This is a genomic window from Kitasatospora sp. CB01950, assembly GCF_001905465.1.
Classification (GTDB): domain Bacteria; phylum Actinomycetota; class Actinomycetes; order Streptomycetales; family Streptomycetaceae; genus Kitasatospora.
Map to the genome: position 1 here is coordinate 1 of NZ_LISX01000011.1, position 21739 is coordinate 21739.

The window sequence follows — 21739 nt, forward strand, 5'->3', positions numbered from 1 at the left end:
AATTATGAGACACGACCTAGCGTTCCCCACGGGCCGGTTGACGCGCAGTACCGCGCGTCGGCCGGCCCGTCTCCGTCTCACAGGCTCAGCTTGAAGCCCTCGTGGCTCGCCTCGAAGCCCAGCCCCAGGTAGAACCGGTGGGCGTCCGCACGCCGCTTGTCGCTCGTCAGCTGCACCAGCGCGCACCCCCGGGCCTTCGCCCGCTCCACCGCCAGCCCCATCAACGCCCGCCCCAAGCCGCCGCCCCGCCGATCCGCCCGCACCCGCACCGCCTCGATCAACACCCGCTCCGCGCCGCCCTTCCCCAACCCCGGGATGTACGTCGCCTGCAGACACCCCAGCACCGTCCCGGCGCCGTCCACCAGCACCAGCACCTCATTGCGCGCATCCGCCTCGATCGCGGCGAACGCCCGCTCGTGCGCCTCCCCGACACTGACGCCCGCCGGGTCCACCACCCGCTCCTCGTCGGCGAGCAACGCCAGCACAGCCGACAGATCGCCCCGCGTCGCGGGTCGGAGAACGGCAGCGGCGAGATCGGGCGTCGCAGTCACGAGCCCAGACCCTAACCGAGAAGACCCACGGCGGCCGCCCCGCACTCCAGCAGCCACGGCGGGTCGCGCCTGCCACCGACAGGGTTCGGGGGGTGGCCGTGCCCTGGGTGGGGCGGTTGGCGTTGATGGGGGTGGTGGGATCGGCGAGAGAAGGAGTGGACGTGGGGATTGGGTCGGGGATTCGTAGGGCGGGGCTCGTCGGGGTGGTGGCGGCTGTGGTCGTGGTGGGGGCGGTGGGGCCCGTGGGGGCGGTCGGGGTGGAGCGCCGGGGGTACGCGGATTCGAGCGACGGGGCGTTTCAGGACGACTGTCTTGCGGCGATCAATGGGCACCGGGCGAGGCATCAGGTGGCGCCGCTGGTGGTCGATCCGAAGATCGTGGAGTACGCCAAGTCGCGGGCGCAGCAGGTGTCGCGGCCGGACGGGTTCAACCATGACGGGCTGGCGCGGGGGTACGGGGAGACGTTGAGTTGGAGTTCGACGGGGGTGGCGAGGGTCTACTCGCCGGAGAGTTGTGGGGATGCGGTGGACTTCTGGTACGAGGGGAGCGCGCAGTACGACTACGGCCGGCCGGGGTTCTCGCGGGAGACGGGGAACTTCACGCAGCTGGTGTGGAAGGCGACGACGAAGGTCGGGTGCGCGCGGGTGGGGGGTCCGCGGGAGGGCGGGCCGGACAGCGAGGGGTACTCGTGGTCCGACACGTACATCGTGTGCGACTTCGCGCCGCGGGGGAACGTGGCGATGGACCCGCAGGACCCGGCGAAGGCGTACCGGGAGAACGTGCTGCCGCCGGTCGCGGGGTAAAGGGCGGCCAGCCCGGGAGTCGACCTTGTCCTAAAAGCTGATGGTCGCTCGCTTCCCGGCCCTGCTGTTATGGCCACCTCAACAGCAGAGCAGGACTCAAGGGGGAACAGTCATGGGCAAGATGCTCAAGCGCGCCGCCATGTCCACCGCCGCGCTCGTCGCGGCGACCACCGCCGTCGTCGGCACCGGGGTCGGCGCCTCGCAGGCCTCGGCCAGCACGGTGATCGTCCTCGGCACCCCGTACAGCGCCGGCGTCTACTCGGCGCCCAACGCGGGCTCCGCCAAGGTCGGCGTGCCCGACTTGCACCCGGGCGACTCGGTCGCGGTGAACTGCTGGACGGTCGGCGGCAACGTCGGCAACTTCGGCGACGTCTGGTACCACGCGTTCCAGGAGATCTACGCGGGCGCGCCCTACCAGCAGGTCGGCGGCTGGGTGTTCGCGCCGTACGTGGACGGCGCTGCGGCGTTCCACAACGGCTGGATCCCCAAGTGCTGATGAAGAACCAGTAGTTGGCTGTGCGGGTCGGCGCGCTTGGGGCCGGCCCGCACAGTGCTGTCAGCGGCCGACCGCGTCCAGCGCGGGGGCGACGGCGGCGAAGGCGCGAGCGGTGAGCGCGCTGGGGTCCTCGGCGCCGTCGCCGTCGCTCCAGAGCTGGAGAACGACCTCGAAGACGGTGAGGGCGAGGCCGGCGGCGAGGCGGGGGTGGAGCGCGGTGGGGGAGGGCAGGGCGAGGCGGATGGCGAGCTCGGCGGCCAGGTCGTCGCGCCACTGGGCCTGGCGCTCCAGGAAGCGGGCGTGCAGCGACGGGGTGCCCAGGATGAGCCGGACCACCCGCAGGGCCTTGTCGGCGTGGCCGGCGCAGGCGTCGACGCAGGAGCGGACGGCGTGCTGGAGGGCCGTCGCGGTGCTCTCCTCGGGCGGGCGGGCGGCGAGTTCGGCGCGCATGCCCGCGCCCAGGTCGGCCAGGAACTGGACGACCACGTCCTCCTTGGACGCGAAGTAGCGGAAGAACGTCCGCTTGGACATGCCCGCCGCGGCGGCGATCTCGTCGACCGTGACCGCGTCGAAGCCCTGCTGGACGAAGAGTTGCAGCGCGGTCTCCGTCAACTCGCCGGAGACGAGGCGGCGTTTGCGCTCGGCCAGGGTCGATTCGGGACGGGTCGATTCGGGGCGAGTGGTCACGGGGCGGGTGGTCACGGGTTCGATATTACACGCGGCGTCGGATGTGGCATCGCGGAGCGAACTTGACACTTGGTGACACTAGGGGCAGCGTGTGCCGCATGATGAAGCGTCAGCTCTGGAGCACCGAACGGATTCCGGACCAGGCGGGGCGGGTGTTCGTCGTCACCGGCGCGAACAGCGGCCTCGGGCTGGCGACCGGCCGCGCCCTCGCCGCGAAGGGCGGCCGGGTGATCCTCGCCGTGCGCGACGAGGCCAAGGGGCGGCGGGCCGCCGAGGGGATGCCGGGGGCGGAGGTGCGGCGACTCGACCTCGCGGACCTGGAGTCGGTCCGCCGGTTCGCCGAGGACCTGCGCGCCGACGGCGTCCGGCCGGACGTGCTGGTCAACAACGCGGGCGTGATGGCACCGCCGCGCACCCTCGGCGCGCAGGGGCACGAGCTCCAGTTCGCCGTCAACCACCTCGGCCACTTCGCGCTCACCGGGCTGCTCCTCGACCTGCTCGCAGACCGGCCGAACTCCCGTGTGGTGACGGTGAGTTCACTCAACCACCGGCAGGGTCGGATGCACTTCGACGACCTCTCCGGCGAGCGCGGCTACGCGCCGATGCGGTACTACAACCAGTCGAAGTTCGCGAACGCGGTCTTCGGCCTGGAGCTGCACCGGCGGCTGGCGGCGGCCGGCAGCCCGGTCCGCAGCCTGCTCGCACATCCCGGCTACACCGCCACCAACCTGCAGACCAGCGCGCCGACCGGACTGGTGAAACTGCTCTTCGGCCGGCTGCTCACCCCACTCGCCCAGAGCCCGGAACAGGGCGCGCTGCCCCAACTCTTCGCCGCCACCGACCCCGAGGCCCGCAGCGGGCAGTTCATCGGGCCGGGCGGCCCGGGCGAGCTGCGCGGCGCACCCACCGTGGTGCGGCCGGTCCCGGCGGCCGAGGACGCCGGGACCGGCCGGCGGCTGTGGGAGCTGTCGGAGCGGCTGACCGGCGTCCACTACCCGCTCCCGGCCACCGACTGAACCGAACGTGCGGTCAGCAGGCCGTCCGAGCCGAACGCACGGCGGCCGGCCGGCCGCCGTGCGTTCGGCTCGGGCACCGGGTCAGCCCCCGAGACCCCCGCGGCCCGCCAGCTCCGCCCGCAGGGTGCGGGCCGCCGCGACCAGGCTGTCGAGCGAGGCCCGGGTCTCCGGCCAGCCGCGGGTCTTCAGGCCGCAGTCCGGGTTGACCCACAGCCGCTCGGCGGGGACGGCGGTGAGGGCCAGCCGAAGCAGCAGGACGGCCTCGGCGGGGGAGGGGACGCGCGGCGAGTGGATGTCCCACACGCCCGGGCCGACCTCCGCCGAGTAGCCGGCCGCGGCCAGCTCGTGGGCGACCTGCATGTGCGAACGGGCCGCCTCCAGCGAGATGACGTCCGCGTCCAACTCCTCGATGGCGCGCAGGATGTCGCCGAACTCGGCGTAGCACATGTGGGTGTGGATCTGGGTGTCGGCGCGGACCGCGGAGGTGGTGAGGCGGAACGCGTCGGTGGCCCAGTCCAAATAGGCGGGCCACCCGGCGCGGCGCAGCGGCAGCGTCTCGCGCAGCGCCGGCTCGTCCACCTGGACCACCGCCGCGCCCGCCGCCTCCAGGTCCGCGACCTCGTCCCGCAGCGCCAGCGCCACCTGCCGGGCGGTGTCGGCGAGCGGCTGGTCGTCGCGGACGAACGACCAGGCCAGCATGGTCACCGGCCCGGTCAGCATGCCCTTGACCGGACGGTCCGTCAGGCTCTGCGCGTACGCGTACCACTCGACGGTCATCGGGTGCGGACGGGAGATGTCGCCCGCCAGCACCGGCGGCCGCACGTACCGGGTGCCGTACGACTGCACCCAGCCGTGCCGGGTGGTCAGGTAGCCGGTGAGCTGTTCGGCGAAGTACTGCACCATGTCGTTGCGTTCGGGCTCGCCGTGCACCAGGACGTCCAGGCCGGCCTGCTCCTGGTGGGCGACGACCGCGCGGATCTCGTCCTCCATCCGCTTGCGGTAGTCCGCCTCCTCCAGCCGTCCCGCGTTCAACTCGGCGCGGGCGGAGCGCAGTTCGGCAGTCTGCGGGAAGGAGCCGATGGTGGTGGTGGGCAGCGGCGGCAGCCGCAGCCGGGCCCGCTGCGCCTCGGCGCGGACGGCGTAGGGGGCGTCGCGGCGGGTGTCGGCGTCGGTGACGGCCGCGGCGCGGGCCCGGACCGCCGGGTCGCGGGTGATCGGGGATGCGGCGCGGGACGCCAGATCGGCCCGGTTGGCGGCGAGTTGGGCGGTGACGGTGGCGGTGCCCTCACGCAGGGCGCGGGCCAGCAGCGCCGTCTCGGCGGCCTTCTGTCGGGCGAACGCCAGCCAGCGGGCGATCTGCGGGTCCAGGTCGCGTTCGGCGGCGGCGTCCAGCGGGACGTGCAGCAGCGAGCAGGACGGGGCGACGTCCACCCGGTCGGCCAGGCCGAGCAGGGTGGCGAGGGTGGCCAGCGACTTCTCCAGGTCGTTGATCCACACGTTGCGGCCGTCCACCACGCCCGCGACCAGGCGCTTGCCGGGCAGGCCGCCGACCGCGGCGAGGTCGGCGAGGTTGCCCGCGGCCGGGCCGGTGAAGTCCAGCGCCAGGCCCTCGACGGGGGCCTTGGCGAGGGTGATCAGGGCCTCGCCGAGCCGGTCGAAGTAGGAGGCGACCAGCAGCTTCGGGCGGTCCGTCAGCGCGCCGAGCTCGCGGTAGGCGCGGGCGGCGGCGTTCAGCTCGGCCGGGGTGCGGTCCTGGACGAGCGCGGGCTCGTCGAGCTGCACCCATGCCGCGCCGGCGGCCCGCAGGTCGGCGAGGAGTTCGGCGTACACCGGCAGCAGCCGGTCCAGCAGGGTGAGCGGCCGGAAGCCGTCCGGCGCGCCGGGGGCGGCCTTGGCGAGCAGCAGGTAGCTGATCGGGCCGAGCAGCACCGGGCGGGCCCGGTAACCCTGGAGCAGGGCCTCGCGGAGTTCGCCGACCTGCTTGGCGGAGTTCGCGGCGAACACCGTGTCCGGCCCCAACTCGGGTACCAGGTAGTGGTAGTTGGTGTCGAACCACTTGGTCATTTCGAGCGGCGCGAGTTCCTGGGTGCCGCGCGCCATGGCGAAGTACCCGGCCAGCGGATCGGCGTCCACCGCGGCCCGGTGCCGGGGCGGGATCGCGCCGACGGCGACCGTGGTGTCGAGCACGTGGTCGTACAACGAGAAGTCGCCGGTGGGGACTTCGGTGATGCCGGCGCCGGCCAGCTGCCGCCAGTTGGAGCAGCGCAGGGCGGCGGCGGTGGCGAGCAGCACGTCGGCGGTGACGGCGCCCTTCCAGTAGCCCTCGACGGCCTTCTTCAACTCCCGGTTGCCGCCCTGGCGGGGGTAGCCATGGACGGTCGCCGCGGCTGCGGACTTCGTGGTCAAGGGGACTCTCCTTCGCGAGCCTCGAACCTCGGGTCCGACGGCACTGGAGGGCGCGAAGGGGTCACGGGCCGGGCGGCGTGCGTCAACTGCGCCCGCCCGCCCGGTTGTTCGCCGACCCGCCCTCGAGGTCATCGGAGGCCGGGCGCGAACGGTCGCGCCCGGGCAACGGGCAGGTATTCGGACTCGTGGGCCACGCCCGGGCCGAGGCCCGGACACCTACTGGCCGTCGCTTCCCGGGCCCGTCCGGACCCAGTGCGTATGACGGCGGTCGTTCCCACTCACCGCTGCGGGGCAGTCCCGGATTCCCACCGGGTTCCCTCTTGCGACGCGCCTGCCTGGCGGGCAGGGCGAACCAGTTGCGCGGCCAGTGTAGAACGGAGCGGACGGGATCAGGACCGAATTCCGTCACCCGTCCGCTCCGTGGGACACGGGCCGGGTCAGTCCTCGGTGCGGCGCAGCAGGTAGCTGTCCATGATCCAGCCCTTGCGGGCCCGCGCCTCCTCGCGCAACTCGGCGATGCGGTCGGCCTGTTCGGCGAGCGGGCCGGCCGCCAGGATCTCGTCCTCGGTGCCCAGGTAGGCGCCGTAGTGGATGTGCACGCCCTCGGGGTCGATCGCGGTGAACGCCGCCTGGCCGTCCAGCATCACCACCGCGTCCTCCGCGCCCGGGCCGAAGCCCTCGGCGGCCAGGCGCCGCCCGGTGGTGATCCGCACCGGGCGCGCGGTGCGGGTCAGGGTGGTGCGGTGACGGGCCGCCAGCACCGAGATGCTGCTGATGCCGGGGAGGACGGTGTACTCGAAGGCGGTGCGGCCGCGCGCCAGAATCCGGTCCAGTACGGCGATCACACTGTCGTACAGTGCGGGGTCGCCCCAGACCAGCAGCGCGCCGGTCTCGCCGTCCGCCAGCTCCCCGACGACCGCCTGCTCGACCAGATCGGCGCGCCGCTCCCGCCACTCCTCCACGGCCTCCCTGTACGCGGCCGTCGAACGGTCCCGCGCCGGGTCGATCAGCTCGACCACCCGGTGCCCGGGCCGCCCGTGCTCGGCGATCATCCGACGCCGCAGCCGGATCAGGTCCTGCCGCTCCTCGGGCTTGTCCAGCAGCAGGAACGCATCGGTGCGGCCGATCGCCTTGACCGCCTCCAGAGTGAGGTGGTCGGGATCGCCCGCGCCGATGCCGATGACGAGAAGGGTACGCATGACGCCGATTCTGCCTGGTGGCCCCGGCGGACCCGCAGGTGGGAGGCGCGTTACGCGCCCGGCCCCCGCACCGCGACCGTGCACAGCCGCTTGGTGGCGCGGGTCATCGCGACGTACAGGTCCCGTTCGCCCGCCGGCCGGGCCGCGACGATCCCCTCCGGATCCACCACGAATACCTCGTCGAACTCCAGGCCGCGCGCCTCCGACGCCGGGACCAGCCGGGCGAACTCCCCGACCCCCGCCGCCGCCAACTCCGCGACCCGGCCGTCCGCGCAGACCACGCCGAGCAACTCGCCCGGATGCGCGGCGGCCTGCGCCCGCAACTCGCCGACGAGCGCGTCGACGAGCCGCCCCGCGGCCGCCGGGACGGACCGCGGCTCGTCGCCGTGCCGGACCGACCGCACCGGCGCCTGCCCCGGGGCGATCCGGGCGAGCAACTCCCCGGTGGCGGCCAGGATCTCCTGCGTGGTGCGGTACCCGACGGTCAGCGTCCGCAGGTCGAAGCGCCCGCCGAGGTGCGGCGCGAGCGCCTCGTCCCAGTCCCGCGCGGTCGCCGCCGGGCCCGCCTGCGCGAAGTCGCCGACCAGCGTCATCGACCGCCCCGGGCACCGGCGCACGATCATCCGCCACTGCATGGCCGTCAACTCCTGCGCCTCGTCCACCACGACGTGCCCGAAGACCCGCTCCGGCGGCCCGTCGACCAGGCTCGCCGCCTCGTCGAGCAGCGGCAGGTCGGCCCCGGTCCACGGCGCGCCGGGCGTGCGCAGCAGCAACGTCCGCTCGTCGTCGGTGAGTTGCGGCAGGTGCGCGGCCAGCGCGGCGGCGTCGCCCAGCAGCGCCTCGACGACGGCGCCGGGCGACAGCCGAGGCCAGATCGCCTCCACGGCCCGGTCCAGGTGCGCGTCCTCCAGCAGCGCCGCCCGCACCGCGTCGGCGTCGAACTCGGCGCTCCCGTCGGCCGGTCGGTCGTCGACGCCGAGTCGGCGCAGGTCCCGCGCCGCCATCCGGTCGAGGTCGATGCCGGTGATCAGGGCGACCTCGGCGTCGATCCGCTCCAGCGCCTCGGCCGTACCCCGGGCCAGCGTGTCGGTCAGCGCATCCACCAGCAGCTCCAGGAACAGCCCGCGCGCCCGGTTGTGGGCGAGCCCGCTCGCCCGCGCCGCCCCGCGCGCCTCCGCGACCTCCCACTCCGCCAGCCGGACCCACTCCTGCCCGACCCGGACCGAGAACTCCCCGTCGGGCGCCTGCCGGGCCCGCACCGACCCGGCCAGCGCCCCGGCCAGGTCGGCGCCGCCCTTGAGCCGCGCCGCCCCGAACCCGTCCACGGCGAACGCGTCCACGGCGAACCCGTCCGCCCCGAACCCGTCCACGGCGCCCGGTCGGACCCCCGCCAGCTCCTCGCAGGTCGCCAGCACGACGTCGTTCTCGCCGAGCGACGGCAGCACCTGCGAGATGTAGTCCAGGAAACGCGCGTTCGGCCCCAGCACCAGCACGCCGCGCTCGGCCGCCTTCGGGAACGCGTACAGCACGTACGCGGCGCGGTGCAGCGCCACCACCGTCTTCCCGGTGCCCGGCCCGCCCTGTACCACCGTCACCCCGCGGTGCGCGGACCGGACGATCGCATCCTGCTCCGCCTGCAGCGTGGCGACCGCCGTCCCCATCCGGCCGGTGCGCCGCTCGCGCAGCGCGGCCGCCAACGGACCGTCACCGACGACGTCCCCCGCGGCCGGCTCCGAACCGTCCAGCAGCTCGTCGCTCACGCCGACCACCGTGCGGCCCGTCACGCTCAGATGACGGCGCCGACGCAGCCCCAGCGGATGCACCGGCGTCGCCTCGTAGAACGCCCGCGCCGCCTCCGCCCGCCAGTCCACCAGCACCGGCAGCTCGTCCTCGTCCCGGTGCAGGCCCAACCGCCCGATCCGCAGCACCGTCCCGTCCACCAGGTCGATCCGGCCGAAGACCAACCCGCCCTCGGCGCCCTCCAACCGGCGCACCTCGCCCGCCAGCCGCCCCGCCGCCACCTCCCGCTCGTACACCTCGCCCGCACTGCCCGGCGCCGACGCCAGCACCCGGCCCAGCTGCGACCGCGCCCCGGCGAGCCGCTCGTCGAACAGCTCGCCGATGACGGACACCTGCACCCGCTCCAGCTCGACCTGCTGTGCGGCGTTGCCGTGGATCTGCGACAAAGAGAGCCTCCTTCTCGATTCGACTCCCGATTCGACGCACCACTATGCAGAGCGAATCCCGGAAAGTACATATTGACTTGTCCCGCAGAGGTGTGGCTTTCGCTTTCCGGCGCCGATTCTCCGGGGAATTCCGGAACCATTGCTTCAATTGACGGAGGAGCCCCGGGGGCGGTCGGCGGCGGGCTCGGTCGCGTAGCGGCGCATCACGTCGACGGTGGCCTGCGGCGTCGGCGGACGGCCTGCGGCGAGGGCGTCCCGGAGGTCCCGGAAGTACTGCACGTACAGGTCGGGGGTGAAGGTGCTGAGCAGGACGGCGGGCCGGTCGGTCGGGTTGGCGAAGGTGTGCGGGGCGCCGGGCGGGACGATCACCAGGGTGCCCGCGACGGCGTCGTGCTCCTCGTCCCCGACGGTGAAACGCACCGTGCCGGACAGCACGTAGAAGCCCTCGTCGTGCTCGCGGTGGCGGTGCTGCGGCGGACCCTCGGTGTGCGGGGCGAGGACGGACTCGGCGATCGCGAGGCGGTGCCCGGTGTGGCTGCCGTCCTCCAGGACGCGCATCCGGGTGGTGCCCAGAACGATCGTCTCGCCCTCGCCGGGGCGGACCACCGACACGGCCGGACGGGTCTGCGGCTCGCCGGTCTGCGGCTTGTTGCTCTGCGGTTCGTTGCTCTGCGGCTCGTCGGTCGTCGCTTCTTCGGTGTTCGCTTCTTCGGTCTTCGCTTCTTCGCTCATGTCCACCAGTGCACCGCCGGGGCGGCGTCGATGTCCAAGACCCGTTCCGCGGCGCCGATACCCGCTGCGTATCGTGGCAGCGTGGAGCTACGGACCTTGCGCTATTTCGTGGCGGTCGCCGAGGAACTCCACTTCGGCCGGGCCGCCACCCGACTGCACATGAGCCAGCCGCCGCTGAGCCGGGCGATCAGACAGCTGGAGGCCCAGATCGGGGCCCTGCTGTTCGACCGCTCCGGGACGGGCGTCACGCTCACCGCCGTGGGATCGGTGCTGCTCGACGAGGCGCGGGCCCTGCTCGACCACGCCGACCGCGTCCGCGAGCGGGTCGGCGCGGCGGCCTGTACAGCGACCCTCACCGTCGGCATCCTGGGCGACGGCACCGACCCGGGCGCGGCCAGGCTCGCCGACGCCCACCGGCGACAGCACCCCGGCCTCGACATCCGCATCCGCGACGCCGACCTCACCGACCCGACCTGCGGGCTGCGCGCCGGCCTGGTCGACGTCGCGCTGACCAGGGCGCCGTTCGACGGGACCGCCCTGACGGTCCGTGAACTGCGCGCCGATCCGGTCGGCGTCGTGCTGCGCGCCGACGACCCGCTGGCCCACCGCGAGCGGCTGCGGCTCGCGGAACTGGACGACCGCCGCTGGTTCCGGTTCCCGCCCGGCACCGACCCGCGCTGGCAGTCGTACTGGCACGGCGGCGCGCCGCGCGAGGGCCCGGTGGTGCGCACCGTCCAGGAGTGCGTGCAGGCCGTGCTGTGGAACGGCACCGTCGGCCTGGCGCCGCTCGGACACCGCATCCCCGCCGGACTGGCCGTGGTGCCGCTGGCCGGCCTGGCGCCGAGCCGGGTGGTGGCGGTGTGGAACGAGGGCGACGCCAACCCGCTGATCCGCTCCTTCGTCGAGACCGCCGCGGCCGCGTACCGGCGCTGAACGGTGGGCTGAACGGCGGGCTGAACGGCGGTGGGCGAACGGCCGTTTCCTTCCCTCCGCAGGCGCATCGTCGCAGCTGGGAGGCGGTCTGTTCAGGGGCCCGACGGCCTGTCAGGCTTCGGCGCGCCGGACACGGACCAGAAGGGGCGCAGCAGATGACAGGACTTCGGACACTACTGACCAGGTGGATCACGGTGGCGGCCGTGCTGCTGGGCGCGTTCTCGCTCACGGGCGCGTTGCCGCTCACGGGCGCGCCGAGCGCCCAGGCCGTCGAACAGGGCGCGACCACGACGATCTGCGGCTACACGCCGGTCCCCGCCGGCTGGGTGATCACCAGCGCGAACTGGGGCGGGTGCAGCGGCTACGGGCTGTTCACCATCACCGAGCTCGGCGACGCCACCACCATTCAGGCCTGCTCGAACTCGCCGGTGCCCGCCGGCTGGGTGATCACGGCGATGCAGAACGGCCCGACCTGCGGCAGCAGTTACCCGCTGTACTCGCTGCTGAAGGTCACCACCCAGACCACGCTGAAGGACTGCGCGCAGTCGGCGATCCTGCCCGGCTTCGTGATCACCGCGATCGAGACCGTCTCGGCGGCGTGCGGCACCTGGGGGACGTACACCGTCACGCTGATACCGCCCACCGCCACCTCCTACCAGGCGTGCGCGATCTCGCCGATCCAGGACGGCTGGGTGATCACCAGCTCGCAGAACAATGCCGGCTGCGGCAACTACCCGCTGTACTCGCTGCTGAAGGTCACCACCCAGACGACCTTGCAGGACTGCGGGCAGTCCGCGATCCAGCCCGGCTGGGTGGTCACCGCCGTGCAGTCCAACTCGCCCGCCTGCGGCACCTACGGGACGTTCACGGTGATGCTGGTGACCAACCAGACCTCGCTCCAGGTGTGCGGCAACTCGCGCGTCCCGGACGGCTGGGTGATCACCGCGATGCAGAGCGGCAGTTCGACCTGCGGCACGTACAACATCAATACGTTGACGAAGGTCACCACCCAGACGAGCCTCATCGCCTGCGGGCAGTCCCCGATCCCGACCGGCTGGGTCATCACCGGGGCCGGCAGCGGCTCCGGCCAGTGCGGCGTCTACACCGTGTACACGCTCACCAAGATCACCACCCAGACCAGCATGGTGGTCTGCGGCCAGTCCCCGATCCCCGCCGGCTGGACGGCCGGCAACCAGGTCAACGGCACCCAGTGCGGGGTCTACACCGTCCGGGTCATCACCAAGAACCCCTGACACCACCGGCCCGCCCGCGCCACCAGGCCCGGGCGGGCCGACACTTCGAGCCGCGCAGCGCTCCCACGACGTCGGCCTCCGGTCCCGGGCAGGCAACGGATCGTCCCGGGCAGGTGGGGCTGTCGGTGGCGGCTGCGATGTTGCGGGGATGGCCATCTGGAACCTGATCGACATCGACCTTGCCCTGCGGGCGAGTTGGGCCGCCGACACCTGTTCGCCGGACGACCTGGCCCGCGCGGGGTGGCAGGCGGACAACCCGGCGTGGGGGCACTGCGACATCACGGCACTGCTGGTGAACGACCTGCTCGGCGGCGACCTGGTGGTCGGCGAGGTGCACCTCGGCGGGGAGCGCCAGGGCTTCCACTGGTGGAACCGGCTGCCGAGCGGCGCGGAGCTCGACCTGACGCGCGAGCAGTTTCGCGACGGGCAGCTGGTGACCGCGGCGCGGGTGGTCGAACGTCCGCCCGGGCGGCCGCCGCACCGGTGGGAGGAGTACCTGCTGCTGCGCGAGCGGGTCGGCGCGCGCCTTGGCGTTCTGCCGGGGGAGCCCGGCTGAGTGGCTGGGCCGATGGGTGCAGTGCGGCGGGCTCCGGGGGTGGGGGAGGGCGACGATCGGCGGACAGGAGGCCCGTGCGTCGGGTGCGGGCGGAGAGGTGCGCCATGGGAATGGATCGTCGGCGGTTCCTGACCGTCGCAGCGGTGTCGGCGGCCGGGCTGGTCGCGGGGACGGGGCAGGCGGTGGCCGCGTTCCCCGCGCGGCCGCGCGGGTGGCGGGCCGCGCCGCCGGACTGGCAGGCGCTGCGCCGGCGGCTGGGCGACCGGCTGGTGCTGCCCGCCGACTCCGGGTACGCGACGGCGCGGCTCGGCTTCAACGAGTTGAACGACGGTCAACTGCCGGCCGCCGTCGCCAAGTGCGTCTCGGCGGACGACGTCCGGGCCTGCCTGGACGTGGCGCGCGGCCACGGCCTCCCGATCGCGGCGCGCAGCGGCGGCCACAGCTACCTCGGCTACAGCGTCCCGGACCGGGGCCTGGTGATCGACCTGCGCGGCATGGCCGCCGTCGAGGTCGCCCCGGACGGGACCGCGCACGTCGGCGCGGGCGCCCGGCTGATCGAGGTGTACGCGGGCCTCGCGGCGGCGGGCCGGCTGCTGCCCGCCGGGAGCTGCCCGACCGTCGGCGTCGGCGGGCTCACCCTCGGCGGCGGAATCGGCGTGCTGGCCCGCAAATACGGGCTGACCTGCGACCGGCTCGGCGCCGCGCAGGTCGTCACCGCCGACTCCGCCCTGCACACCGCCTCGCCCGCCGGCGACGAGGACCTGTACTGGGCGCTGCGCGGCGGCGGTGGCGGAAACTTCGGCGTGGTCACCCGGTTCAGCTTCGACACCGCGCCCGCGCCCGCCCTGACCGTCATCTCGCTGGCGTTCCCCGCCGGGTCGGTGCCGCAGGTGCTCGGCGCGTGGCAGCCGTGGGTGTCCGGCGCGCCCGAGGAGCTCTGGGCGAGCTGCCAGATCGCCGGCGGCAACCCGCCGAGCTGCCGGGTCGTCGGCTGCTGGGTCGGCGACCCGGACGGCGCGAACCAGCAGGTCGACCGGCTGGTCAAGGCCGCCGCGACCACGCCGACCAGCCGCACCGTCGCGTCCAAGGACTACCTGGCGGCGATGAAGTACATGGCGGGCTGCTCGAAGGACACCATCGCCGAGTGCCACCCCACCTGGGAGGGCGGCAGGCTCACCCGGACCGGGTTCGTCGCGGTCTCCCGGATGCTCGGCCCCCGGCCGGTCGACCCGGCGAAGGTCACCGAGCTGATGACCGGTCACACCGGCGTCGACCTGCTGCTCGACTCGCTCGGCGGCGCAGTCGCCGACCTCGCCCCGGACGCCACCGCCTTCCCGCACCGGCACTCGCTCGCCAGCGCCCAGATCTACGCGGGCGCCACCCCCGCCACCGAGGCCCGCGTGAAGGCCACCGTCGACGCGATCCGCGACGGCCTCGCCCGCCTCGGCGCGTACGGCGGCTACGTCAACTACATCGACGCCACCCTGCCGGACTGGGGACACGCCTACTACGGTGAGAACCTGCCCCGCCTGCAGACAGTCGCCTGCCGGTACGACCCCGACGGCGTCTTCGCCTTCCCACAGTCCGTCACCGCGGCGGCGGCGAGCGGGTTCGGGAAGGCCGCCTAGGGAGTCCAGGTCAGCTCCGGGAAGGCCGCCCAAGGAGCCCAGGTCATCTCCGGACGTCGCCAACGGGCGCTCGGAGAAGGACACTTCGGGCGCCTCACAGATGCAGTCGACCGTCAGGTCGGGGTCGGGTGCCTGGCGCAGGACCGATTGCCGGGAGCGATGGGCGAGTTCGCGGTGGAGTTGATGGATCCGGGGCGGGAGGGGGTCGGACGGCCGGTCAGGGTGTGTGGCGGCGCAGGAGGTAGATGCCGGAGGCGGCGGCGAGGGCGGCCATGCAGGCGGTGAAGATCAGGGCGGCGTGGGTGAGGCCGAATGGGCCGGTGAGGAGGCCGATGCCGATGACGGGGATGGAGATGCCGAAGTAGGCGACGACGAAGAGGGCGGACAGGACGCCGCCGTGGGCCTCGGGCGGGGAGGCGCCGGCGACCTGTCCGACGGCGCCGCGCAGGCCCATGCCCTGGCCGGCGCCGCCGACGAGCGCGGCGAGTACGAGGGGGAGGAGGGTCTCGGTGGCGAGGGAGAGGGCGAGGAGCGCGAGGCCGGCGATCAGGACCAGGCAGCCGAGCGGGATGGCGCGGGACTCGCCGAGGCGGGGGACGAGGAGCTGGCCGGCGGTGGAGGCGAAGAACGCCAGGCAGACGATCGCGCCGACGGCGGCGTGGTTGTGCACGTCGAGGTCCTGCGCGAGGAACGCCGGCGAGACGGAGGTGAAGACGCCGAGCAGCGAGAACCCGGCGAACGCGGCGATCGCGGAGGGCACGAAGACGCCGCGGACCTGCGGCGGCAGACTCGGCCGGCGGGGACGGGCCTCGCGCAGCGGGCGGGCGGCGGCCACGGTCTCGGGCAGGGCCCAGGTGACGGCGAACGAGGCGGCGAGCAGGGCCAGATGGACCAGGTAGGGGAGCGTCAGCGGGTGGGAGGTGTACTCGGCGAACAGCCCGGACAGCAGCGGGCCGAGGCCGAGGCCGCCCATGTTCGCGGCGGTGGCGACGAAACCGGCGCGGGCCCCGCGCCCGGCCGGGGCGAGTTCCAGGACGTACGCGGTGGCGGTGCCGGTGAACAGGCCCGCCGAGAAACCGGACAGCAGCCGGCCCACGAACAGCAGCGGCAGCCCCTGTTCGGCGAGGAACGCGACCGCGGCCGCCGCCGCGCAGCCGAGGCCGACCAGCAGCACCGGTCGGCGTCCCACCTGGTCCGAGACGTTGCCGACCAGCAGCAGCACGCCGATCACCCCGAACGCGTAGACGGCGAACACGATCGTCACCATCAGTTCGGAGAACCCGATCTGCTCCTGGTACAGCCCGTACAGCGGTGTGGGCAACGTCGTCCCCGCCATGCACACGGCGAACGCGCCCGCCGCCCCCAGGTAGCCGGAGCTCCGACGAACAGTCATTCGCCCACCGTAGCCGCGCGATCGACCTGCACGCCCACCGCAGGGCCGCCGGTCGGGGAGACGGGCGGGAAGTCGGCGCAGGCTGGCCCGTTCCCGTCGGGTCCGCACCGGCGACGGTCGCCGCCGCATTCCGGCGGGACGCCTCAGGCCGGGTAGAGCGCCGACAGGCGGGGCAGGCGGTGGGCCAGCTCCGCGCTGTCGTCGAAGTCGAAGTCCCAGTCCGGGTCCAGGCTCGGCCAGGGCGGGGTCGGGCCGGAGGACTGGGGGAGCTCGGTGGAGGTGGCCGTGCGGTGGGCGGTCCAGGCGATGGAGAGGACGTCCCCGCACTCGATGTCGAGGCTGTCCCGTGCACATGCGCGGACGGACGGGAGGGCGGCGAGGGTGTCGGGGTCGGCGAGGACGCGTTCGAAGGTCTCGCGGCCCTGGGTGATCAGCCAGCCGCGGAAGTAGTCGAAGCCGTCGTCGGAACAGCCGCCGTTGATCAGATAAGCGGCGGCCCAGAGTGGGGCCAGGTAGGAGTCGGCCATCAGACGGTCGAGGGCCTCCTGGGCGGCGACGATCTCGGCGGCGGGGCGCAGCGCGAGCAGCGCCACCGCCCGCTCGGCGACGGCGATGCCGTCGTCGATGCCGTCGTCGTTGCCGTCATCGGGGGCAGGGGCCTGCGCGCGGGCCTGGTCGATCAGCTGCCAGAACTGCTGGTTGTCCATGACGGCCGAGCATGGCACGGGCCGCCGACAGGCTGGGCCGGGCGGGTGAGGACGGTGCCGTCCGAGCGCCGGTTGCGGGGGAGTCGGCGGGGCGGGTGCCAGAGTGGCGGGGGTTTTGATCGTCCAACGGGTGCGCGGCGTCCGGTGGATGACGCATTCGAGGCATTTCATCGCACTTCGAGCGAGGACGGTGCACTCCCATGTCCCGTGGCACCCCCCGGTCCTGGCGGTCAGCGGTGCTTCCGCTCGCCGTGGCGCTGCTGGTCGCCGCCGCCGCACCCGGCGTCGCCGAACCGGCGCCCCCACCCGACAGCGCGACCGCCGGAACGGCGCTCGACCAACTCGCCCACGACCTCGCCGACGCCCGGCACAGCGCCGAGTCGGCCGAGCAGCGCTCCACCGCCGCCGACGCCCAACTCGGCAGCAAGCAAAGGGAATCGGCGGACGCGGCGAACCGGGCCGAACAGGAGCGGGCCAAGGTCGTCGAGGCCGAGGCGCAGGCCGCCGAACTGGTCGCCGAGCAGTACCGCAACGGCCCGCTCGGCGCACTCGGCTCGCTCGCGCGGCTCTTCCTCTCCGACCGCCCCGAGGACGTCCTCGGCCACCGCCAACGGGAGTTCGAACGGGCCCACACCGCCGCCGAGGTGCTGAACGACCTGCGCCAGGCCCGCGAACGGTTCGTCCTCGCCGCCGAACAGGCCCGGCAGGCCGAGGAGTCGGCGGCCGCCGCGGCGAAGGACGCCCAACAGGCCATGACCGAGGTCCGCACCGCCGCCGACCGCACCGCCCGCCTGCTCGACACCACCCCCGCCGACCAACTCGAACTGCTGGAACGGCAGGACGGCGCCCGCGCCGACCAGGACCGCCAACAGGCCCTCGCCGCAGGGGTGTTCGGACCCGGCGGCAGCGCCTCCCAGGGCGGCCGGCGGGCCGTCGCCTTCGCCCTCGCCCAACTCGGCAAACCGTACCTGTGGGGCGGCGCCGGCCCCGACGCGTTCGACTGCTCCGGCCTCACCTCGCAGGCCTGGCAGGCCGGCGGCATCGGCATCCCGCGCACCAGCGAGGAGCAGTGGGCCGCCCTGCCGCGCATCCCGCTGCGCGAACTGCGCCCCGGCGACCTGATCGTCTACCACGACGACGCCGGCCACATCGCCCTCTACCTCGGCGGCGGCACCGTCGTCCACGCCCCGCACACCGGGACGGTGGTCAAACTCGCGCCCGTCACCATACTCCCCGTCCTCGGCGCGCTGCGCCCCGACCCACAGGCCCCGTCCGACCCGCAGGCCCTGTTCGGCCCCTGATCCGGCGCCCGGCCCCTGACCCGCCCGGGCCCTGACCCGCCCGGGCCGCGATCCGGCCGCGCGGCGGCTCAGCGGGTGGGGGCGATCGGCCGGACCTGGGTGCCGGGTTGCTGTGCGGCGCGGCGGTCCTGGGGGTTGGCGCCCTCCCAGTGGACGGTGAGGCGGCCGGTGTCGCCCGGCGGCGTCAGCACCATCGAGGTGACCTTGAACTCGTTCTGGCCGCGCTGCCCGCGCCCCCGGTACGGCAGGTAGTCGATCAGGACGTACGCCGTCCCGCCGGGCGGCAGGGTCACCGGCCGGGTCTGCGCCGCGCGGGCCCGGGGCAGGCTCCAGGTGGTGCCGTCGCTCACCAGGTCGACGCCCGGGAAGCCCTGCAGGGTGCAGGTGGACTCGCCGCGGTTGGCCAGCTCGATCCGCTCCACCACCGGCCCGTCCGAGGCCGTCGCCGCCGCACCCGCCGAGACCGTCGCCCGCAGGTCCGCCGCCGTGCACCGGCGCGTCCCGGCGGGGGCGGAAGCGGCGGGCGCGGAGGCGGCCGGCGCGGACGGGGTGCTCTCCAGGACGGGCGAGAACGGGAGCTCCGCCGCGACCGGGGCCACCGGTCCGGCGGCGGCGACCGGCCTGGCCGGCCGCTGCTCGGCGCACGCGGTGAGGGACACGCCCAGGGCCGCCACCACGGCGGTCGCGGCGGAGAGCTGACGGATGCGCATGATCGGTTCCACCCATGATCTCGGCGGCCCCGCGACGGGGACCGCGCCGAAACTGACGGCCGATCACCCGTCGAACCCACCCCCGGGACCGGCACGTCCGCCATGGTGGACCCCGCCGATCAACAACGGATCAACGCGGACGAGACGCGCGGGAGGCCGGTCAGCGCGGGGCCAGGCCCAGGTGGTCGCGGAGGGTGGTGCCCCGGTACTCGGTGCGGAAGACGCCGCGTTCCTGGAGCAGCGGGACGACCTTGTCGGCGAACTCGTCCAGGCCGGTCGGGGTGAGGTGCGGGGCCAGGATGAAGCCGTCGCTCGCGTCCTGCTGGACGAAACGGTTCATCTCCTCGGCGACCCGGGCCGGGGTGCCGATGAACGACTGGCGGCCCGTCACCTCGACGATCAGCTCGCGGACGGACAGCCGCTTCGCCTCGGCGATCTGCCGCCACTCGCGGGCGACGGCCAGCGGGTCGCGGTTCATCCGCACCGAGGCGCGGCCCTGCGCGACGGTGTGCTCGCCGAGCAGCGGGTCCTGCGCGGGGAGCGGCCCGTCCGGGTCGAGGTCGGACAGGTCGCGGTTCCACACCTGCTCCAGCAGCCGGATCGCGGTCTGCCCGCCGACCTGCTGACGGCGGATCAGCGCCGCCCGCTCGTGCGCCTCGGCGTCGGTGTCGCCGAGCGCGAACGTCACCGCCGGGAGGATCTTCAGCTCGTCCCACTGCCGCTCGTACCGGGCCAGCCGGCCCTTCACGTCCGCGTAGAACGCCTGACCGGCGGTCAGCGTGCCGTGCCGGGAGAAGATCGCGTCGGCGGAGGCGGCGGCGAACTCGCGGCCCTGGTCGGAGTCGCCCGCCTGGAAGATCACCGGACGGCCCTGCGGGCTGCGCGGCACGTCGAACCGTCCCGCGATGTCGAACTCGTCGGAACGGTGGGCGAACCGGCCCGCGTCCGGGTCGCCCAGGAAGGCGCCCGAGGCGCGGTCGGCGCGCAGCTCGTCGCCGCGCCAGGAGTCGAACAGTTGCCAGGACGCCTCCAGGAACTGCCGGGCCCGGGCGTACCGGTCCTCCTCCCGCAGGAAGCCGCCGCGCCGGAAGTTCTCCCCGGTGAAGGCGTCCCAGGAGGTGACCACGTTCCACGCCGAACGGCCCGCCGACAGATGGTCCAGCGAGGCGAACTGCCGGGCCACCTCGTACGGTTCGTTGAACGTCGAGTTGATGGTGCCGGCCAGGCCGAGGCGATCGGTGACGGCCGCCAGCGCCGCCAGCACGGTGAACGTGTCGGGCCGGCCGACCACGTCCAACTCGTAGATCCGGCCGTTCTGTTCGCGCAGCCGCAGGCCCTCGGCGAGGAACAGGAAGTCGAACTTGGCGCGCTCGGCGGTCCGCGCGAAGTGCGCGAAGGACGCGAACTCGATCTGGCTGCCGGCCGCCGGGTCGCTCCACACCGTGGTGTTGTTCACGCCCGGGAAGTGCGCGGCCAGGTGGATCTGCTTGACGGGCTTGCGGGCCTCATCGGTCATGGTCGGTGGGATCCTTCCGGGCGTCAGACGGTGGCGGCGGGCGCGTAGCGGTTGGCGGGGCGCGGCAGGCCGAGCAGGCCGCGCAGGGTGGACGCCCCGTAGGCGGTGCGGAAGCGGCCGCGGCGCTGGAGCTCCGGCACCAGGTCGCGGGTGATCCGCTCCAGGTCGTACGGCAGCGCGCCCGGGCGCAGCCGGAAGCCCGTCACGCCGGTGGCGGCCAACTCCTCGATCAGGTCGGCGAGTTCGGCGGCCGTGCCGGTGAAGATCCGGGCGTCGCCGCGGTACTCGGCGCCGGCCCGCCCGTTCAGCCGGGCCAGCCGGTCGGCGGCCGCGCCGGGGCGCTCGTCCAGGAACACCGCCAGGTCGGCGAAGACGTGCACGGTCTCGGCGTCGCGTCCGGCGGTGTGCTGCGCGGCGCGTATCGCGGCCAGCGCGGCACGGGCGGCGTCCGGGTCGGGCGGGGTGATGAACGCCAAGTCGGCCGATCCGCCAGCGAGTTGGAACGTCTCCGGGCCGTGCGCCAGGGACGCGACCAGCGGCTGCCCCTGCGGCGGGCGCGGGGTGATCGACGGGCCGCGCACCCGGAACCTCGGCCCGGCGAAGTCGATGTAGTGCAGTTTGTCCCGGTCGACGAACCGGCCGGTCGCGGCGTCGCGGATCTCCGCGTCGTCCTCCCAGCTGTCCCAGAGCCGGCGCAGCACCTCGACGTAGTCCGCCGCCTCCGCCAACTCCTCGGCCAGCACGTCGGATCGGGTCAGGTCCGGGGCCCGGCGGCGGCCGAAGTGGGCGGCCTCGTCCGGGCGTCCGGAGATCTTCACCCGCAGGCCGGCCCGGCCGCTGCTGACGAAGTCCAGGGTGGCGACGGCCTTGGACAGGTGGAACGGCTCGGTGTACGGGACGACGGCGGTCGGCACCAGCCCGATGTGCCGGGTCAGCGGCGCGATCCGGGCCGCGACCAGCACCGAGTCCAGCCGGCCCCGCACCCGGTCGGTGCGGGCGTCCGGCGCGAACGGCTCGTCGGACTGGAGGCTCAGGCCGTCCTCGAAGGTCAGCAGGTCCAGCAGACCCCGCTCGGCCTCCGCCGCCAGGTCCGCCCAGTACCGGGCGGTGAACAGCTCCTCGGGCCGGGCCTCGGGCTCCCGCCACGCGGCGGGATGCCAGCCGGCGCCGTCCAGCGCGACGGCCAAATGCAGGGAGGTGGACGTGGATTCGGGCATGGCGAACCGTTCCTGTTCACGGGTCACGGAAAGGGAAGGGAAGTGAAGGGCGAGGGAAAGGCGGAAGGGCCGACGGCCGGGGGACGGCAGCTCAGACGGCGGGCGCGGGCGCCGGACAGAGCGCGGTGCTCACCCGCAGCAGATCGACGTGCAGCCGGGCGGCCAGCACCCACCCCGGGCGGGCGACGGCCCTGCCTGTGTGCACGAACCGCACCGCCGCCACCTCCTCCGCCACCGTCTCCGTCGCACCGTAACCCCGCACCTCGGCCGCGCACAACGCTGTTCATCCAGCGGTAACGAACCGTCCGCCGAAGGCCGATCGGCAGACCCGGCAAGGGACTTGCGGCCCACCGGCGCCGACGGAGCGGGGACGGACGGCCCCGGCCGGCGGGACGTCCGGGACCTACGGCGGCCGGCCGCCGGATTCGTAGCGTGGAGGCACGCCCGTG

20 protein-coding genes and 1 riboswitch are annotated in these 21739 nt (G+C 74.0%); of the genes, 8 read left to right on the top strand and 12 right to left on the bottom strand.

Annotated features, from left to right (window positions below; translation table 11 throughout):
• Window positions 1–77 precede the first annotated feature (77 nt).
• Window positions 78–551 (bottom strand): GNAT family N-acetyltransferase, encoded by a 474-nt coding sequence (locus AMK19_RS24970; RefSeq protein ID WP_073815503.1) that lies wholly within the window; start codon window positions 549–551, stop codon window positions 78–80.
• Window positions 552–676: 125 nt separating this feature from the next.
• Here AMK19_RS24970 and AMK19_RS36105 point away from each other — a divergent pair, with 125 nt between their 5' ends.
• Both AMK19_RS36105 and AMK19_RS24980 read left to right on the top strand, forming a co-directional pair.
• Window positions 677–1354 (top strand): CAP family protein, encoded by a 678-nt coding sequence (locus tag AMK19_RS36105; protein ID WP_274536999.1) that lies wholly within the window; start codon window positions 677–679, stop codon window positions 1352–1354.
• A 112-nt stretch (window positions 1355–1466) separates the two neighbouring features.
• The gene (locus tag AMK19_RS24980; protein WP_143200382.1) at window positions 1467–1850 is read left to right on the top strand and encodes a hypothetical protein; all 384 of its coding nucleotides are present in this window, start codon (window positions 1467–1469) and stop codon (window positions 1848–1850) included.
• Window positions 1851–1910: 60 nt separating this feature from the next.
• On the opposite strand, the gene AMK19_RS24985 is transcribed toward AMK19_RS24980, so the two are convergent.
• Entirely contained in the window at window positions 1911–2552 is a 642-nt protein-coding gene (locus tag AMK19_RS24985) for a TetR family transcriptional regulator (RefSeq protein ID WP_241844568.1), read from the bottom strand.
• A gap of 83 nt (window positions 2553–2635) precedes the next feature.
• On the opposite strand from AMK19_RS24985, the gene AMK19_RS24990 reads away from it, so the two are divergent.
• Complete coding sequence (locus AMK19_RS24990) at window positions 2636–3553, top strand: oxidoreductase (protein WP_073815507.1); 918 nt, start codon at window positions 2636–2638, stop codon at window positions 3551–3553.
• A gap of 81 nt (window positions 3554–3634) precedes the next feature.
• On the opposite strand, the gene metE is transcribed toward AMK19_RS24990, so the two are convergent.
• The 4 genes from metE to AMK19_RS25010 all read right to left on the bottom strand — a co-directional run bounded on the left by metE (window position 3635) and on the right by AMK19_RS25010 (window position 10076).
• On the bottom strand, window positions 3635–5959 hold the full coding sequence (gene metE / locus AMK19_RS24995) for a 5-methyltetrahydropteroyltriglutamate--homocysteine S-methyltransferase (RefSeq protein WP_073815508.1): 2325 nt from the start codon (window positions 5957–5959) through the stop codon (window positions 3635–3637).
• A gap of 151 nt (window positions 5960–6110) precedes the next feature.
• A riboswitch (cobalamin riboswitch) is annotated at window positions 6111–6331 on the bottom strand.
• Between the two features lie 65 nt (window positions 6332–6396).
• Window positions 6397–7158 (bottom strand): precorrin-6A synthase (deacetylating), encoded by a 762-nt coding sequence (gene cobF / locus AMK19_RS25000; RefSeq protein WP_073815510.1) that lies wholly within the window; start codon window positions 7156–7158, stop codon window positions 6397–6399.
• A 50-nt stretch (window positions 7159–7208) separates the two neighbouring features.
• Complete coding sequence (locus AMK19_RS25005) at window positions 7209–9344, bottom strand: HelD family protein (protein ID WP_073815511.1); 2136 nt, start codon at window positions 9342–9344, stop codon at window positions 7209–7211.
• Window positions 9345–9488: 144 nt separating this feature from the next.
• Entirely contained in the window at window positions 9489–10076 is a 588-nt protein-coding gene (locus AMK19_RS25010) for a cupin domain-containing protein (protein WP_083647333.1), read from the bottom strand.
• Window positions 10077–10157: 81 nt separating this feature from the next.
• Here AMK19_RS25010 and AMK19_RS25015 point away from each other — a divergent pair, with 81 nt between their 5' ends.
• From AMK19_RS25015 to AMK19_RS25030, 4 genes are all read left to right on the top strand, one after another.
• Window positions 10158–11009, top strand: coding sequence for a LysR family transcriptional regulator (locus tag AMK19_RS25015; RefSeq protein WP_241844569.1), 852 nt, complete (start codon window positions 10158–10160; stop codon window positions 11007–11009).
• Window positions 11010–11164: 155 nt separating this feature from the next.
• Complete coding sequence (locus tag AMK19_RS25020) at window positions 11165–12262, top strand: hypothetical protein (RefSeq protein ID WP_143200383.1); 1098 nt, start codon at window positions 11165–11167, stop codon at window positions 12260–12262.
• A gap of 148 nt (window positions 12263–12410) precedes the next feature.
• The gene (locus AMK19_RS25025; RefSeq protein WP_073815516.1) at window positions 12411–12818 is read left to right on the top strand and encodes a YunG family protein; all 408 of its coding nucleotides are present in this window, start codon (window positions 12411–12413) and stop codon (window positions 12816–12818) included.
• A gap of 104 nt (window positions 12819–12922) precedes the next feature.
• A complete protein-coding gene (locus tag AMK19_RS25030) occupies window positions 12923–14446 on the top strand; it encodes an FAD-binding oxidoreductase (protein WP_073815518.1) in 1524 nt (507 codons plus the stop codon).
• 217 nt (window positions 14447–14663) lie between these two features.
• Here the strand turns inward: AMK19_RS25030 and AMK19_RS25035 are convergent, their stop codons facing one another.
• Together AMK19_RS25035 and AMK19_RS25040 are read right to left on the bottom strand one after the other, a co-directional pair.
• Complete coding sequence (locus AMK19_RS25035; protein WP_073815520.1) at window positions 14664–15839, bottom strand: MFS transporter; 1176 nt, start codon at window positions 15837–15839, stop codon at window positions 14664–14666.
• 143 nt (window positions 15840–15982) lie between these two features.
• The gene (locus AMK19_RS25040) at window positions 15983–16546 is read right to left on the bottom strand and encodes a DUF4240 domain-containing protein (RefSeq protein WP_073815522.1); all 564 of its coding nucleotides are present in this window, start codon (window positions 16544–16546) and stop codon (window positions 15983–15985) included.
• A gap of 200 nt (window positions 16547–16746) precedes the next feature.
• Between AMK19_RS25040 and AMK19_RS37475 the strand changes: the two genes are divergently transcribed.
• On the top strand, window positions 16747–17847 hold the full coding sequence (locus AMK19_RS37475) for a C40 family peptidase (protein WP_143200384.1): 1101 nt from the start codon (window positions 16747–16749) through the stop codon (window positions 17845–17847).
• Between the two features lie 68 nt (window positions 17848–17915).
• Here AMK19_RS37475 and AMK19_RS25050 read toward each other — a convergent pair whose 3' ends face one another.
• The 4 genes from AMK19_RS25050 to AMK19_RS38470 form a co-directional block, all read right to left on the bottom strand.
• Window positions 17916–18557, bottom strand: coding sequence for a DUF4232 domain-containing protein (locus AMK19_RS25050; RefSeq protein ID WP_143200385.1), 642 nt, complete (start codon window positions 18555–18557; stop codon window positions 17916–17918).
• 160 nt (window positions 18558–18717) lie between these two features.
• Window positions 18718–20073, bottom strand: a complete 1356-nt coding sequence (locus AMK19_RS25055; RefSeq protein WP_073815527.1) for an NtaA/DmoA family FMN-dependent monooxygenase — start codon at window positions 20071–20073, stop codon at window positions 18718–18720.
• 23 nt (window positions 20074–20096) lie between these two features.
• Window positions 20097–21290 carry an LLM class flavin-dependent oxidoreductase gene (locus tag AMK19_RS25060; RefSeq protein WP_073815529.1) on the bottom strand — a complete coding sequence of 398 codons (1194 nt, stop codon included), beginning with the start codon at window positions 21288–21290 and terminating at the stop codon, window positions 20097–20099.
• Window positions 21291–21381: 91 nt separating this feature from the next.
• Window positions 21382–21495, bottom strand: coding sequence for a putative leader peptide (locus AMK19_RS38470; protein ID WP_338015811.1), 114 nt, complete (start codon window positions 21493–21495; stop codon window positions 21382–21384).
• Window positions 21496–21739 lie beyond the last annotated feature (244 nt).